This window comes from Sphingomonas endolithica (assembly GCF_025231525.1).
GTDB classification, from domain to species: Bacteria; Pseudomonadota; Alphaproteobacteria; order Sphingomonadales; family Sphingomonadaceae; genus Sphingomonas; species Sphingomonas endolithica.
This window is the reverse complement of the sequence record NZ_CP103057.1, coordinates 3,825,186-3,840,708: the sequence shown is the minus strand read 5'-3', so window position 1 is coordinate 3,840,708 and position 15,523 is coordinate 3,825,186. Positions and strand designations below refer to the sequence as shown.

Here is a 15,523-nt window from a genome sequence, read left to right as displayed (position 1 = left end):
GAGCGCAGCGGCACAGTGGACCCCGGACCAAGTCCGGGGTGACGGTGGAGGCGGACCATCCAGCCTTGCACGCCCCCGCAATAGGCGTAAAGCGCGCAACTATCATGGCCGCTAGACCCCTCACCCTGTACGAAAAGATCTGGGCGTCGCACGTCGTCGAACGTCGCGACGATGGCACCTGCCTGATTTATATCGATCGCCACCTCGTCCACGAAGTCACCAGCCCGCAGGCGTTCGAAGGCCTCCGCGTCGCCAATCGCCAGGTGCGCCGCCCCGATCTCACGCTTGCCGTGCCCGATCACAATCTGCCGACCAGCGCGCGGGTGGATGCCGCCGGTCGCGAATTGCCGATCGCCGACAAGGAAAGCGCCGCGCAGCTCGACGCGCTCCGCCGCAACACGAGCGAGTTCGGCATCGACTATATCGACGCCACCGCCGCCGCGCAGGGCATCGTCCATGTCGTTGGGCCCGAACAAGGCTTCACCCTGCCCGGCACGACATTGGTCTGCGGCGACAGCCACACCTCGGCGCATGGCGCGCTCGGCGCGCTGGCGTTCGGCATCGGCACCAGCGAGGTCGAGCATGTCCTCGCTACGCAGACGCTGCTCCTCACCCCGGCCAAGACGATGGAAATACGCGTCGATGGCGAACTCGGCTTCGGCGTCTCCGCCAAGGACGTGATCCTCAGCATCATCGGCAAGATCGGTGCGGCGGGCGGCACCGGCCATGTCATCGAATTCACCGGATCGGTGATCCGTGGCCTGTCGGTCGAGGGCCGGCTGACGATCGCCAACATGTCGATTGAGGCGGGCGCCCGCGCCGGCCTGATCGCGCCGGACGAGAAGACCTTCGCCTATCTGAAAGGCCGCCCGATGGCGCCCAAAGGCGCCGATTGGGACGCGGCGGTCGCCTATTGGAAGACGCTGCCGAGCGATCCCGGCGCGATCTACGACAGGGTCGTCATGCTCGATGCCGGCGACATCGCCCCGGCGCTCACCTGGGGCACCAGCCCCGAGGATGTGGTGCAGATCACCGGGCACGTGCCCGACCCTGAGAGTTTCGCCGATCCCGCCAAGCGCATCGCCGCACAGAAGTCGCTCGATTATATGGGCCTGACGCCGGGCACCGCGATGCGGGATATCGGCGTCGACTATGTGTTCATCGGCAGCTGCACCAACAGCCGGATCGAGGACATGCGCGCCGCCGCCGCGGTCGCCCACGGGCGCTCGGTGGCAGACGGGGTCCGCGCCTTGGTCGTTCCCGGCTCGGGCCTGGTCAAGCGCCAGGCCGAGGCCGAGGGGCTCGACCGCATCTTCACCGCCGCCGGCTTCGAATGGCGTGAGCCCGGTTGCTCGATGTGCCTGGCGATGAACCCCGATAAAGTACCGCCCGGCCTTCGTTGCGCTTCCACATCCAACCGGAACTTCGTAGGGCGCCAGGGGCCAGGTGCACGCACGCACCTGGTCTCGCCTGCCATGGCCGCCGCCGCTGCGGTGACCGGTCGGTTGAGCGATGTCCGTGACTTGATGGGGAATGTTGCATGAAACGCGTCTTGGCTCTGTTGATCGCCAGCACCATCATCAGCGGCATCGCCGCTTACGCTGCGACCGCACGTGTTCCGGCGGTGGGCCACCCGGCGCGACGCTGATCCCGGTAATGTACTCAACCGTTCTTGCTGAGTAGCGGTCTTCGACAGGCTCAGCCGCTACTCAGGACGAACGGATATTGGTGAAGACTTCAAGCGCGAAAAGGTCCCGGTTATGAACCCCGTCAAGCAGGTGTCCGGCCGCGCCTATCCATGGGGCGCAAAGAACATCGATACCGACGTGATCATCCCGGCGCACTGGCTGAAGACGATCACCCGCAATGGCCTGGGCAAGGGCGCGTTCGAGACGGTGCGCGCCGATCCCGGCAACATCTTCGACGATCCCCGTTATGCTGGCGCGCCGATCCTGATTGCCGGCGACAATTTCGGCTGCGGTTCCAGCCGCGAACATGCCGCCTGGGCGCTTGGCGACATGGGCATCGCCGCCGTGCTCGCGCCCAGCTTCTCCGACATCTTCTCGGGCAACGCATTCAAGAACGGCATCATCCCCGTCGTGCTGCCGCAGGCGGCGATCGACCGGCTGCTCGAAGTGGCCAGCACCGAGACGGTCACCGTCGATCTCGAGATGTTGACGGTCACCACCCCGTTCCAGGACCGCTTTCCCTTCGAGCTCGACGCGTTCCGCCGCCAATGCCTGATGGAAGGGCTGGACGAGATCGGCCTGACGCTGGCAAGAGATACCCAGATTTCGAATTACGAAGCCGGCGTGAACGAGCACCGGCCGTGGATGAGCGGAGAACGGGCACATGCGAGCACTTTTGTCGACGGCGCCGGGCGGACCTGAAACTCTAGTCCTTGACGAACTGCCCGATCCGATGGCTGGCGCGGGCCAGGTGGTGGTGGCGGTAAAGGCCTGCGCGATCAACTATCCCGATGTGCTGATCATCGAGGACAAATACCAGTTCAAGCCGCAGCGCCCGTTTGCGCCGGGCGGCGAGATCGCCGGTGTGGTCGACAGCGTCGGCGACGGCGTGACTGAATGGCAGGTCGGCGACCGGGTGATCGGCATGGTCGGGCATGGCGGGCTGGTTGAGAAAGTCGTCGTCGAGGCAGCCAAGCTCTACAAGCTGCCCGACGGCCGCAGCTTCGCCGAAGGCGCGGCATTGCTGCTGACCTACGCCACCACGATCCACGCATTGCTCGACCGCGGCCACCTGAAACAGGGCCACACCATGCTCGTGCTCGGTGCCGCCGGCGGCGTCGGCCTGGCCGCGATCGAACTCGGCAAGGCCTTCGGCGCACGCGTCGTTGCGGCAGTCTCCTCCGACGAGAAAGCCGCCGCGGCCAAGCAAGCAGGCGCCGACGACACGATCCTCTACGCCCGCGCGCCGTTCGACCGCGACCAGAGCAAGGCGCTGGCCGAACAGTTCAAGTCAGCTGGCGGCAAGGCCGGGTACGACGTGATCTACGATCCGGTCGGCGGCGACTATGCCGAACCGGCGGTCCGGTCGATCGGCTGGGAAGGCCGCTACCTCGTCGTCGGCTTCCCTGCCGGCATCCCCAAGCTGCCGCTCAACCTCACCTTGCTCAAGTCGTGCGACGTGTGCGGCGTGTTCTGGGGCGCCTTCGCCGCGCGCGATCCCCGCGCCAACGCCGCGCACATCGATCATCTCTTCCGGCTATGGGCCGAGGGCAAGATAGCCCCCCGCGTGACCGAAACCTTTGCGTTCGAAGACGGCGGCCACGCGATCGCTAAGATGGCCGCCCGCGCGGCGATCGGGAAGCTGGTGGTCAACGTTGCCGCATAGCCAATCGCAGGCGCTTACCCTGGCCGAGGCACAGCGCCTCGACGCGGCAGATCCGTTGCGTGACTTCCGCGACCGCTTCGTGCTGCCGGACGGCACGATCTATCTCGACGGCAACTCGCTCGGCGCGCTGCCGAAAGCAACCGCCGCCCGCATCGCCGAGACGATCACAGGCGAATGGGGCCGCGGGCTGATCCGCAGCTGGAACGATGCCGACTGGATCGGCGCGCCACAGCGCGTTGGCGGCAAGATCGCGCAGATCGTCGGCGCCGCACCGCACGAAGTCGTGGTGGCGGATTCGACGTCGGTCAACCTGTTCAAGCTGCTGGTGGCGGCATGCCAGGCGCGGCCCGGCCGGCGCGTGATCCTGTCCGAGCCGGGCAATTTCCCGACCGACCTGTACGTCGCGCAAGGCGTCGCCGCCCTGCTGCCCGACGTGGAACTGCGCACCGTACCCCGTGACGACATCGCCGCGGCGATCGATGCGGATGTCGCGGTCGTGGTGCTGACGCACGTGCACTACAAGAGCGGTGCGCGGTTCGACATGGCGGCGATGACCGCGGCGGCGCAGGCCGCGGGCGCGCTAATGCTCTGGGATCTCAGCCACAGCGTGGGCGCGGTCGAGCTCGACCTGAACGGTTGCGGCGCCGACCTCGCGATCGGGTGCGGCTACAAATATCTGAACGGCGGCCCCGGCGCGCCCGCCTTCCTGTTCGTCGCCGATCGCCACCAGGCGGCCTTGCACTCGCCGCTGACCGGCTGGATGGGCCATGCCGCCCCGTTCGACTTCGGCGACGATTATGCCGCCGGACAGGGCATGAACCGCTTCCTGTGCGGCACGCCCCCGGTGATCGGCATGGCGGCGCTGGAGACCGGCATCGACCTGTTTCTCGAAGCCGACCGCCCGGCGCTGTTCGCCAAGTCGCGCGCGCTCGCCACGCTGTTCATCGACCTGGTTGAGACGCGCTGCGCCGGCCACGGCTTGACGCTCGCGACACCACGCGATGCGGAGGCCCGCGGCAGCCACGTGTCGTTCGAGCATGCGGACGGCTATCCGGTAATGCAGGCGCTGATCGCCCGCGGCCTAATCGGCGATTTCCGCGCCCCCGATATCCTGCGCTTTGGCTTCACGCCGCTCTATGTCGGCTATGAAGACGTATGGCGCGCCGTCGACATCCTGGCCGACGTGCTGGCGAGCGGCGCCTGGGACGCCCCGGAGTTCCGCAAACGCGCGGCGGTGACATAAGGCGGGCGCATCCCGCCCCTTGGCGTACGCCTGCAGCCCCTGACCGTCACCCCGGACTTGTTCCGGGGTCCACCGTGCCGCACGCTCTGCGCTCAAGGCACGATCCGCACAGCAAGCCGCTTGGTGGACCCCGGAACAAGTCCGGGTGACGGCTTGGCTTGCGCCGATACCTTTACCGCAGCCCCGTCTTAACTCGCCAGCAAGGTCGCATTCCCGCCAGCGGCAGTCGTATCCACGCACAACGTCCGCTCCGTCGCAAACCGCGCGAGATAATGCGGCCCGCCCGCCTTCGGTCCGGTGCCCGACAGCCCTTCGCCGCCGAACGGCTGGCTGCCCACCACGGCACCGATCTGGTTCCGGTTGACATAGATGTTGCCGACCCGCGCACGCGCCACGACGCGATCGATGGTCGTGTCGATGCGGCTGTGGATGCCCAGCGTCAGCCCGAAGCCGGTGGCGTTGATCGCATCGATCACATCGTCCAGCCCATCAGCCGGGAAGCGCACCACGTGCAGCTGCGGCCCGAAATTCTCCTTGTCGAGCACCGAGATGGCCGGGATGGCGAACGCCGCTGGCGCGACGAAATCGCCGATTTCGGGGATCGGCAGCGTGTACAGCCTGGCATCCGCCAGCGCGGTCGCATGTTCCTCGAGCGACTGGCGCGCGGCTGCATCGATCACCGGCCCGATATCGGTCGACAGCAGCCGCGGATCGCCGACGGTCAGCGCGCGCATCGCGCCGGCGATCATCTCCAGCGTCGAGTCCGCGACATCCTCCTGCACGAACAGCACGCGGAGCGCCGAGCAGCGCTGCCCGGCGCTCTGGAACGCCGATTGCACCACGTCGCGGGTGACCTGCTCCGGCAAGGCCGAGCTATCGACGATCATCGCATTCTGGCCGCCGGTTTCGGCGATCAGCGGCACGATCGGCCCGTCGCGCTGCGCCAGCGTCAGGTTGATCGCGCGTGCGGTGCGCGTCGATCCGGTGAACACCACGCCGGCGATGCCGGTATGCGCGACCAGCGCCGCGCCGATCTCACCCCCGCCGGGCATTAGATGCAGGATATCGGCGGGCACCCCGCCCTCGCGCATCAGTTCCACCGCGCGCGCGGCGATCAGCGGCGTCTGGCCCGCCGGCTTGGCGATCACCGCATTGCCGGCGGCCAGCGCAGCGGCAACCTGACCGGTGAAGATGGCGAGCGGGAAGTTCCACGGGCTGATCGCCGCGATGATGCCGCGCCCGTGCAGCGTCAGCGTGTTCGCCTCGCCCGTGGGGCCCGGCAGCGGCTCGGCCGGGGCGAATTGCCGGCGCGCTTCGGCGGCATAGTAACGCAGGAAATCGACCGCCTCGCGGACTTCCGCGATCGCATCCGGCAAGGTCTTGCCCGCCTCGCGAATGCACAGCGACAGCAGTTCGTCGGTGTGCGCTTCGTACAGGTCGGCCGCGGCGTCGAGCGCCGTCGCCCGCCGCTCGACGCCGCTCTGGTTCCACTCGGGTTGCGCGGCACGCGCCAGTTCGACTGCCGCGTCTACTGCCTCGGGCGTCGCCTCGGCCACCGATCCGACGGTGATGCTGCGGTGGAACGGCGCCGTCACCGGCACCACCTTGCCCCCCATCCGCCGCTCCCCGATCATCGGCACGGCACTGGAATGACGCTGATCGAGCGCCGACAGCCGCTGCATCAGCGGCTCGCGCACCAGCGGATCGGACAGGTCGATGCCGGCGGAATTCTCCCGCGACGGTGCGAACAGATCGCGCGGCAACGGGATGCGCGGGTTACGCCGCAGCGCCAGCGCCGCGGTCGTCTCGACCGGATGATCGATCAACGCCTTGACCGGCAGATCGGCATCGGCCAGCCGGTTGACGAACGAGGCATTGGCGCCGTTTTCCAGCAGGCGGCGTACGAGATAAGCGAGCAATTCCTTGTGCCCCCCGACCGGCGCGTAGATGCGCACCGAAGTCGGCGCATTGCCTTCCGTGCCGCGTAGGACGTCGTACAATTCCTCGCCCATGCCGTGCAGGCGCTGGAATTCGAACGGCGTGTCGCCGGCCATCGCCTTGATCGCGGCGATGCTCGCGGCATTGTGCGTAGCGAAGCCCGAATAGATCGTATCGTTCGCCGCCAGCAGGCGCCGTGCCGCCGCAAGATAGGAGACGTCGGTCGACGATTTACGCGTGAACACCGGATAGTCGGTATAGCCGCCGACCTGCGTCGCCTTGATCTCGCTGTCCCAATAGGCGCCCTTCACCAGCCGCACCATGATCCGCCGGCCGTGCGCCCGCGCCAGCGCCACGGTCCAGTCGACCATCGGCACGGCGCGCTTCTGATACGCCTGAATGACGATGCCGAAGCCACGCCAGCCATTCCCGAACAGCGCATCGTCCGCCACCAGCGCCTCGATCAGGTCCATCGACAGATCGAGCCGGTCGGCCTCCTCCGCATCGATCGCGAGGCAGATGTCGGCGGCACTCGCCGCCGCGGTCAGTTCGCGCAGCCGCGGCAGCATCTCCGCCATCACGCGGTCGCGCTGCGCCCATTCGTAGCGCGGATGCAGCGCGGAAAGCTTGACCGACACGCCATCGACCGACTCGACCTCGCCCGGCCGCCGTGCCTGGCCGACAGCGGCGATCGCGCCCTTATAGGCCGCAAAATAGAAGTCGGCATCGGCCTGCGTGCGCGCCGCTTCGCCCAGCATGTCGAACGAATGCGTCTCGCGCCCGCTCGCGCCGCGCTTCAGGCCCTCGCCGATCGTCCGCCCGAACACGAAGTGATGACCCAGGATGCGCATGCCCTCGAACAGGGCACGACGAATCACCGGCTTGCCCAGCCGGGTGACGGCACGGCGCGCGATCGACGCCCAATCGTCCACATCGTTCAGCGTCACCACGCTGCCGGTCAGCATCAACCCGAAGGTCGAGGCATTGACGAACAAGGATTGCGAGCGGCCGAGATTGGCGCTCCATTCCTTGCCGCCGATCTTGTCCGCGATTAGCCGGTCGCGCGTCGCCGCATCGGGAATGCGCAACAAGGCCTCGGCCAGGCACATCAGCGCGATGCCTTCCTCGGTCGACAGGGCATAGCTTTGCAGCAGGCTGTCGACGGCATTGCCCTCGCCCCGCGCCCGCACGCCCTGGACCAGGGTACGCGCCAGCATCTCGGTGGCGACGAGTTCCGCCGGTGATGCGGCGGCTTCGGTGAGCCGCTCCGCGACGCACAGTTCCTCGTCCATGCGATAGGCGGCGTGAACGGCGGCGCGGCTGAGAGCCGGCGAAAGGACAGTGGACATGCCAGTCTCTATCGTGTGCGCCGCCCCGGAAATAAACCCCTGCGGCCGGATCAGGGGGCGATTTCATCCGCATAGGTCTCGGTATCGATCTGCGCCTGCATGGCAGGGGGATAGCGGTTTCCCGCCACCGCCCCCTCGGCAAAGATCGCATCCACCGTCACCAGCGCGCCGGCATCGAACGACATCGTCGCCGCGGCCAGGTTCTCCTCGAGATGCGCGATATTGCCGGTGCCGGGAATCGGCACGACATCGTCGCCGCGCGACAGCACCCAGCCGAGCGACAATTGCGCCGGCGTGCAGCCGAGCTCGGCGGCGACCGCATCGAAGCGCGCCGCCAGCGCCAGATTGCGCGACAAGGCCGGCTCCACGAAACGCGGCATCAGCGCGCGGATGTCGCCCGCGGCATAATCTGCCGACCGTACTGCGCCGGCGAGGAAACCCCGCGCGACGGGCGAGAAGGCGACGAAGCCGATGCCCAGATCGCGGCAGGCGTCGAGCACGGCGATTTCCGCATTGCGCACCCAGGGCGAATATTCGGTCTGCACCGCGGCGAGCCGATGCACCGCATGCGCGCGCCGGATCGTGGCGGCGGACATTTCGCTCACGCCCAGCGCGCCGATCTTGCCCGCTTCCTTGGCGCGGACCAGCGCCCCGATCGACTCCTCGATCGGCACGCCCCGGTCGAGCCGGTGGAGGTAATAGAGATCGATATGATCGGTGCCCAGACGCTGCAGCGCGGCATCCAGCGTCCGCGCGATTGCGGCCGGGCTGCCATCCAGCGCGCGCTTGCCGTCGATCATGTCGAGCACGCACTTGCTGGCGAGCGTGAACGCGCTGCGGCGATGCATGACTGCCTTGCCCAGCAGCCGTTCGTTATTGCCCTGCCCGTACAACGCCGCGGTATCGAGGAAGGTGCAGCCGAGATCGAGCGCGCGGTTGAGCAAGGCGATGCCCTCGGCCTCGCCCGGCGGCACGCCATAAGCGTGGCTGAGGTTCATGCAGCCGAGCCCGATCGCGGAGACGGTGAACGGGCCGATCTGGCGGGTGGGCAGGGTCATCGTCGATCTCCGGGGCGTGCGGCATCGGCCGCACTGTAGCGGCCGGTTGCCCATCTCGCGCCCGTCATGTCAACGCGGCATCCGCTCAGGCGATCTCCAGCTGAACGGTCTGCAGGTCGCGGCTGTTCGGCCCGGTCGTGATGTCGAACATGCCGGGTTCGACCACTTCCTTCATGTCGATGTTCCACAGCGTGAACGCATCCGGGCCGAGTGTCAGCCTTACCGTGCGCCGCTCGCCGGGCTTCAAGGTCACGCGCTCGAAGCCTTTTAACGCCTTGATCGGCTGCGTGACCGATGCGACGCGATCATGGACGTACACTTGCACCACCTCGTCGCCGCTGCGCTGGCCGGTATTGGTGACATCCACCTCCACCGTGACCGACGCACCCGCGCCGATCCGCGGCGCCGACAGGCGCGGGGCGGACAGCGTGAAGCTGGTATAGCTGAGCCCGAAGCCGAACGGGAACAACGGGTCGGTAGTATCGAACAGATAGCCGCGCCGTGCGGAGGGCTTGGCATCGTAGAAGACCGGCAGCTGCCCGACATGGCGTGCCACGGTCACCGGCAGCTTGGCGCCCGGATTGACCGCCCCGAACAGGACGTCGGCGATGGCATGACCGCCCTCCTGCCCCGCATACCAGCATTCGAGCAGCGCATTGGCGCCGGCTGCGACGGTCGGCCAGGACGGCGGCCGGCCGTTGATCGCGACCACGACGACCGGCTTGCCCGTCGCCTTCATCGCGCGGAACAGATCGTTCTGCTCGCCGAGCAGATCGAGCCCCGTGCGGTCGCCGAGATGGTTCTTGGCATAGCCCTCGCGGCTGGTCTGTTCCGTATCGCCGATCGCCAGCAGGATCACGTCGGCGGTCTTCGCCACGTCCACGGCCTCGGCAATCAGCGCGCGGTTCTTCTCGGCATCGGCCAGCAACACTTCGTTGGCCGAGCGATCCTCGCTCTGGGTGATGAACACGCCTTGCGCATGCCCCACCTCCGCCTTGCTGCCGAGATGGGCGCGCACGCCCTCCAGCAACGACACCGGGTTCTTCGGCAGCGACGAATAGCCGCCCAGCCGTGCGACGGCCGCATTGGGACCGATCACTGCAACGCGCTTGTGCGCCCCTGGCGTCAGCGGGAGGATGCCGTCGTTGACCAGCAGCGCGATCGACTTGTGCGCGGCCTCGCGGGCAAGCGACAGCGCCTCGGCATTGGCGGTCAGCCGCGCCGCGGCACGCGTGTCGATCGGCTTTTCCTCGAACAAACCGGCGCGGAACTTCATCGTCAGCATGCGGCGGCACGCTTCATCGACCGCCGCTTGTGCCACCTTGCCTGCCCGCACCTGATCGGCCAGCCCCCGAAATGCCTGTCCATCGGGCAGGTCGCTGTCCACGCCGGCGAGCAAAGCGAGCCGCGCTGCGCCATCCAGATCGGCGGCGATGTGGTGCAACGTCGCCAGTTCGCCGATCGCGGCATAATCGCTGACGATTGCGCCGTCGAAGCCCCATTCGCCACGCAGCACATCGCCCAGCAGCCAGCGGTTGGCATGGCTCGGCACGCCGTCGATCTCGTTATACGACGGCATCACCGCGCCGATCCCGGTCTGCGCCACGACCTTGCGGAACGGCGGGAAGAAGCGTTCGCGCAGCTCGCGTTCGGCGATCGGCGCGGGCGCGACATTCTCGCCGCTTTCTGGCTGGCCGTGCCCGGTCATGTGTTTGAGTGTCGCGAAGACCTTGCCGGGCGCCAGCGTCTTGCCCTCCCCCTGCAGCCCGCGCACCGCGGCCACGCCCATCTCGCCACACAGATAGGGATCCTCGCCGAACGTCTCCTCGATCCGTCCCCATCGCGGGTCACGTGCGATATCGACGACCGGCGACAGCGCCAGCACCGTGCCATGCGCGCGCACCTCGCGCCCGATCACCGTGTTGATCCGCTCCGCCAGGTCGCGGTCGAACGATCCGGCGATGGCGATCGCCTGCGGAAAGCTCGTCGCCTCGGGCGCCATATAGCCGTGCAGCGCTTCCTCGTGGAACAGGATCGGGATGCCGAGCCGGGTGGTGCGCGACCAAGCCTGGCCGGCATTGACGAAGGCGATCGTGTCGGCGGGCTTGCGCCAGCGGCCGGTGACGTCGGTGCCGGTATTGGCCAAGGTCGCCGCCCCGCCGCGGTCGGACGGGCGCGCGATCTGGCCGATGCCATCGGGATAGGCCGTGGTGGCGCGCGCGGGATCGAAGGCGAGCGCCTCGTTCATCACGTCGCGCTTGCGCTGTGACAGTGTGATCAGCTGCGCCACCTTCTCGTCCAGCGTCATGCGCGCCATCAGGTCGCGGACGCGCAGGTCGACCGGCGCGCGCGGATCCTTGTACAGCGACGGTGCCGCGGCGCGCACGGCGGCGGGCGTGAACGCCAGCAGCGAGGCGGCACCCGACCAGCGCAGTAGATTGCGCCGCGATGGATTGGCGGAAATGGACGCGACCATATCGTCGGTTACCGAGTGATCGTTCATCGTCGTTCCTCTGCCGTGAGCGGCGCGACATTGCTTCCGTTGCCGTCGCCGTGATAGCGATACCATTCGCAAACACGGTAAAGGCTTGTCAATGCCGACCGGGGAGGAGGAGGCAGGATGAGGAGCGGACGACGGTGGCGAGCGCATGTGTTGCCGATGCTTGTCGCCACCGCGATCGCGGCCTGCGCCGCGCCGGGTTCGGCCGAAGACGGCTACCGGCTGTGGATGCGCTATCCCGCGGTCACCGCCACGAGCGAGATCGACGCCGCGCCGGCGACACCGGTGCTGGCAGCAGCGGCAGCGGAGCTACGGCGCGGCTTGCCCGCCGGCGCCGGGCCGGTGATGCTCGCGCCGGCCGGCGATCCCCGGCTCGCCGAATTGCGGCTGCCGACCGCGCAGCTCGGGGACGAAGGCTATCTGGTGCGTCGTGCGACCGTAGCCGGCCGCTCTGTTACTTTGGTTACCGGCAACACCGATCGCGGCCTGCTGTACGGAACGTTCGCCTTGCTGCGCCATCTGGCCACCGGCGCGTCGATCGAGCGCGTCTCGCTCAGCTCCAGCCCGGCCGTGAAGCTGCGCATCCTCGATCATTGGGATAATCTGGATGGCGTGGTGGAGCGCGGCTATGCCGGTCGCTCGCTATGGGACTGGTGGTCGCTGCCCGAGCTGAAAGACCCGCGCTACACCGATTATGCCCGTGCCAACGCGTCGATCGGCATCAACGGCACGGTGCTGAACAACGTCAACGCCAAGGCGATCAGCCTCACCCCGCGCTACATCGCCAAGGCCGCGGCACTGGCCGATATCTTCCGACCGTACGGCATCAAGGTCTACCTCTCGGCCCGCTTTTCCGCCCCGATCGAGCTTGGTGGGTTGAAGACCGCCGACCCGCGCGATCCCGCCGTCGCCGCCTGGTGGCGCGCCAAGTCCGACGAAATCTACCGCGCTATCCCCGATTTTGGCGGCTTCCTGGTCAAGGCGAACAGCGAAGGCCAGCCGGGCCCGCGCGATTACGGCGCCAGCCATGCGGACGGCGCCAACATGCTCGCCGCCGCTGTGAAGCCGCACGGCGGCATCGTGATGTGGCGCGCCTTCGTCTATGCCGATACCGATCCGCAAGACCGCGCCAAGCAGGCTTATGCCGAGTTCAAGCCGCTCGACGGCAAGTTCGCCGACAACGTCATCGTGCAGGTAAAGAACGGCGCGATCGACTTCCAGCCGCGCGAGCCGTTCCACCCGCTGTTCGGCGCGATTCCCAAGACGCCGCTGATGATCGAATTCCAGATCACCAAGGAATATCTCGGGTTCGCCAGCCACCTCGCCTATCTCGGCCCGCTGTTCGAGGAAGTGCTGGATGCCCAGACCGGCGCGCGGCGTGGCGAGACGGTCGGCAGCGTCGTCAGCGGGGCGGCCGAGCATCACGGCATAAGCGGCATGGCCGGCGTCGCCAATATCGGCGACGATCGCGACTGGAGCGGATCGAGCTTCAACCAGGCAAACTGGTACGCGTTCGGTCGCCTGGCGTGGGATCCTGCGCTGTCATCCCGGGACATCGCCCGCGAATGGGTGGAGCAGACCTTCGGCAGCGACCCCGCTCTCGTCGATGCGATCATCCCGATTATGGCGGGATCGCGCGAGGCGGTGGTCGATTACACCGGCCCGCTGGGCCTCGCGCACCTGATGGCCACCGGGCATCATTACGGGCCCGGCCCGTGGGTATCGGACCTCGCACGTCCGGAATGGAACCCCGTCTATTATCACCGCGGCGACCACGAGGGCATCGGCTTCGACCGGACGAAGACCGGGAGCAACGCCGTCGCGCAGTACGCGCCGCGGCTGGCGCGCGCCTATAGCGATCCGGCAAAGACGCCGCTTACCGAATTGCTGTGGTTTCACCACCTGCGCTGGGACTACCGCCTGTCGACGGGGCGCACGGTGTGGGAGGAACTGGTCCAGCGCTACGATCGCGGCGTCGCCACCGTCGCCGACATGCAGCGCCGCTGGGCCGCGCTCGAGCCGCGCATCGATGCCGAACGCTGGCAAAAGACCGCCACGCTGCTGGCGGTGCAGGCGCGCGAAGCACGTTGGTGGCGCGATGCCAGCCTGGCCTATTGGATGTCGCTCAACCAGCTTCCGCTCCCGCCGGGCAGCGCGCCGCCCGAGCATGATCTCGCCTGGTACAAGGCGCTGAGCTTCCCGGACGCCCCCGGCAACCCGCAATGACGAAAGGACAGCACATGGATCCCAAGTACTGCCAGCGCCTGCTCGCCGCGGCCCTGTCCGCCGCAGTGGCAAGCGCGGCCCAAGGCGGTCCCGCCCGCTTCGAGCGCTTCGATTATGACGGCCGCGCGCAGGAACGCGCGGTGGCGGGCCCGGGTGACTATCGCAACCCCATCCTGGCGGGCTATCACCCCGATCCCTCGATCACGCGCGTTGGCGACGATTATTACCTCGTCAATTCATCCTTCGCGCACTTCCCCGGTCTGCCGATCTTCCACTCCAGGGACCTGGTCAGCTGGACGCAGATCGGCAACGCCATCAACCGCCCGAGCCAGCTCGACTTCTCCGGGCTCGGCACGTCGCGCGGCGTGTTCGCGCCCGACATCTCCGCACATGCCGGCACCTTCTACATCGTCAACACCTGCGTCGATTGCCGCGGCAATTTCCTGATCACCGCGACCAACCCGGCCGGCCCCTGGTCGGACCCGGTGTGGCTGGATTTCGACGGCATCGATCCCTCGATCTTCTGGGAGGGCGACACGGCCTGGATCGTGAATAACGGTCCGCCGAACGAACCGCCGCGCTATGATGGGCACCGTGCGATCTGGGTGCAGCAATTCGACTGGCGCGCGAAGAAGCTGGTCGGCCCGCGTACGCAGATCGTCAATGGGGGCGTCGACATCTCCACCAAGCCGTCCTGGATCGAGGGACCGCACCTGCTCAAGCGTGATGGCTTCTATTACCTGATCGCGGCGGAAGGCGGCACCGGCGACAACCATTCGGAAGTCGTGTTCCGCGCCCCCTCCCCGCGCGGGCCGTTCGTGCCCTACCCCGGCAATCCGATCCTCAGCCAGCGTAGCCTCGCCGCCACTCGCCCCCACCCCGTTACCTCGGCCGGCCACGCCAAGTTCGTGCAGACGCAGGCCGGCGATTGGTGGGCGACCTTCCTCGCCACCCGCCCCTATCGCGGCGGCCAGTACAATATCGGGCGGGAAACCTTCCTGCTGCCGGTCACCTGGCGCGATGGCTGGCCGCATATCCTGCCCGCCGGCACGCCGATCCCGTTCGTCGCGCCGCGCCCCAAACTGCCGCCCCAGCCACGCTCCGCGGAAGCGGCGCGTGGCGACCTGCGCTACACCGACAGCTTCGATGGCGCGCGGCTCGGGCTCGCGTGGATCGGCGTGCGCACCCCGCATGCGCCCGTCTACCGGCTCGAAAAGGGCGCGCTCATCCTTGAGCGTGGCGCACCGCTCGGCGATCTCACCGGCGTGCCGGCGTTTGTCGGGCGCCGCCAGCAACACCATGTCGCGACCATCACGACATTGCTCGATTACGTGCCCGACCAGGACGGCGACCGTGCCGGCCTGGCCGCGATGCAAAGCGACGACTCGTTCCTGTTCTTCGGCGTCACCCGCACCGCCGGAGCGCCGCGAATCGCCCTCTACACACGCGACAAGACAAAGACCGACACGCTGGTCGCCTCGGCACCGCTCCCGGTTCGAGGCCCGGTAACACTCACCATCCGCGCCGATGGCGGCACCATGGCGTTCGACTACCGCATCGGCCAGCAGCGCCGCACGCTAAAGGCGGACCTCGACGCGAGCTTCCTCAGCACCGAACGCGCCGGCGGTTTCGTCGGCACCATCATCGGCCCCTATGCGTGGAATCAATGACAGGCGGATTCACCGAACACACCAACGTGATTTCCACGGCGAGAACCAATTTAAGCGCACGCATCAACGCGGCTCTGGTCCGATGCGCACCCGCCCCCCACACGTGATCAGCCAGCCACCAAGAGCGCTTGCGATCGGTCCGGCAATGACGGTAGTGATAGCGCTAACGAAAACCAGGAGTGGAT

Annotated in this window: 9 protein-coding genes; 6 read left to right on the top strand and 3 right to left on the bottom strand. The window is 67.6% G+C overall.

All coding sequences use genetic code 11. The features are described 5' to 3' along the window. Positions 1 to 104: 104 nt before the first annotated feature. From leuC to kynU, 4 genes are all read left to right on the top strand, one after another. A complete protein-coding gene (leuC, locus tag NV382_RS18180; RefSeq protein ID WP_260598195.1) occupies positions 105 to 1,544 on the top strand; it encodes a 3-isopropylmalate dehydratase large subunit in 1,440 nt (479 codons plus the stop codon). A 216-nt stretch (positions 1,545 to 1,760) separates the two neighbouring features. Further along, complete coding sequence (gene leuD, locus NV382_RS18175; RefSeq protein ID WP_260598193.1) at positions 1,761 to 2,390, top strand: 3-isopropylmalate dehydratase small subunit; 630 nt, start codon at positions 1,761 to 1,763, stop codon at positions 2,388 to 2,390. Beyond that, complete coding sequence (locus NV382_RS18170) at positions 2,353 to 3,354, top strand: NADPH:quinone oxidoreductase family protein (RefSeq protein ID WP_260598192.1); 1,002 nt, start codon at positions 2,353 to 2,355, stop codon at positions 3,352 to 3,354. Before leuD ends, NV382_RS18170 begins: the two co-directional genes overlap by 38 nt. Then, on the top strand, positions 3,344 to 4,597 hold the full coding sequence (gene kynU / locus NV382_RS18165; RefSeq protein WP_260598191.1) for a kynureninase: 1,254 nt from the start codon (positions 3,344 to 3,346) through the stop codon (positions 4,595 to 4,597). Before NV382_RS18170 ends, kynU begins: the two co-directional genes overlap by 11 nt. A gap of 188 nt (positions 4,598 to 4,785) precedes the next feature. On the opposite strand, the gene putA is transcribed toward kynU, so the two are convergent. The 3 genes from putA to NV382_RS18150 all read right to left on the bottom strand — a co-directional run bounded on the left by putA (position 4,786) and on the right by NV382_RS18150 (position 11,418). Next, positions 4,786 to 7,884 (bottom strand): bifunctional proline dehydrogenase/L-glutamate gamma-semialdehyde dehydrogenase PutA, encoded by a 3,099-nt coding sequence (gene putA, locus NV382_RS18160; RefSeq protein ID WP_260598190.1) that lies wholly within the window; start codon positions 7,882 to 7,884, stop codon positions 4,786 to 4,788. A gap of 50 nt (positions 7,885 to 7,934) precedes the next feature. Continuing rightward, complete coding sequence (locus tag NV382_RS18155) at positions 7,935 to 8,942, bottom strand: aldo/keto reductase (RefSeq protein ID WP_260598188.1); 1,008 nt, start codon at positions 8,940 to 8,942, stop codon at positions 7,935 to 7,937. Positions 8,943 to 9,027: 85 nt separating this feature from the next. Then, on the bottom strand, positions 9,028 to 11,418 hold the full coding sequence (locus NV382_RS18150; RefSeq protein ID WP_418066802.1) for a glycoside hydrolase family 3 N-terminal domain-containing protein: 2,391 nt from the start codon (positions 11,416 to 11,418) through the stop codon (positions 9,028 to 9,030). A gap of 183 nt (positions 11,419 to 11,601) precedes the next feature. Here NV382_RS18150 and NV382_RS18145 point away from each other — a divergent pair, with 183 nt between their 5' ends. Together NV382_RS18145 and NV382_RS18140 are read left to right on the top strand one after the other, a co-directional pair. Next, positions 11,602 to 13,668, top strand: a complete 2,067-nt coding sequence (locus tag NV382_RS18145) for an alpha-glucuronidase family glycosyl hydrolase (RefSeq protein ID WP_260600475.1) — start codon at positions 11,602 to 11,604, stop codon at positions 13,666 to 13,668. Between the two features lie 14 nt (positions 13,669 to 13,682). Further along, entirely contained in the window at positions 13,683 to 15,338 is a 1,656-nt protein-coding gene (locus tag NV382_RS18140; protein WP_260598184.1) for a glycoside hydrolase family 43 protein, read from the top strand. Positions 15,339 to 15,523 lie beyond the last annotated feature (185 nt).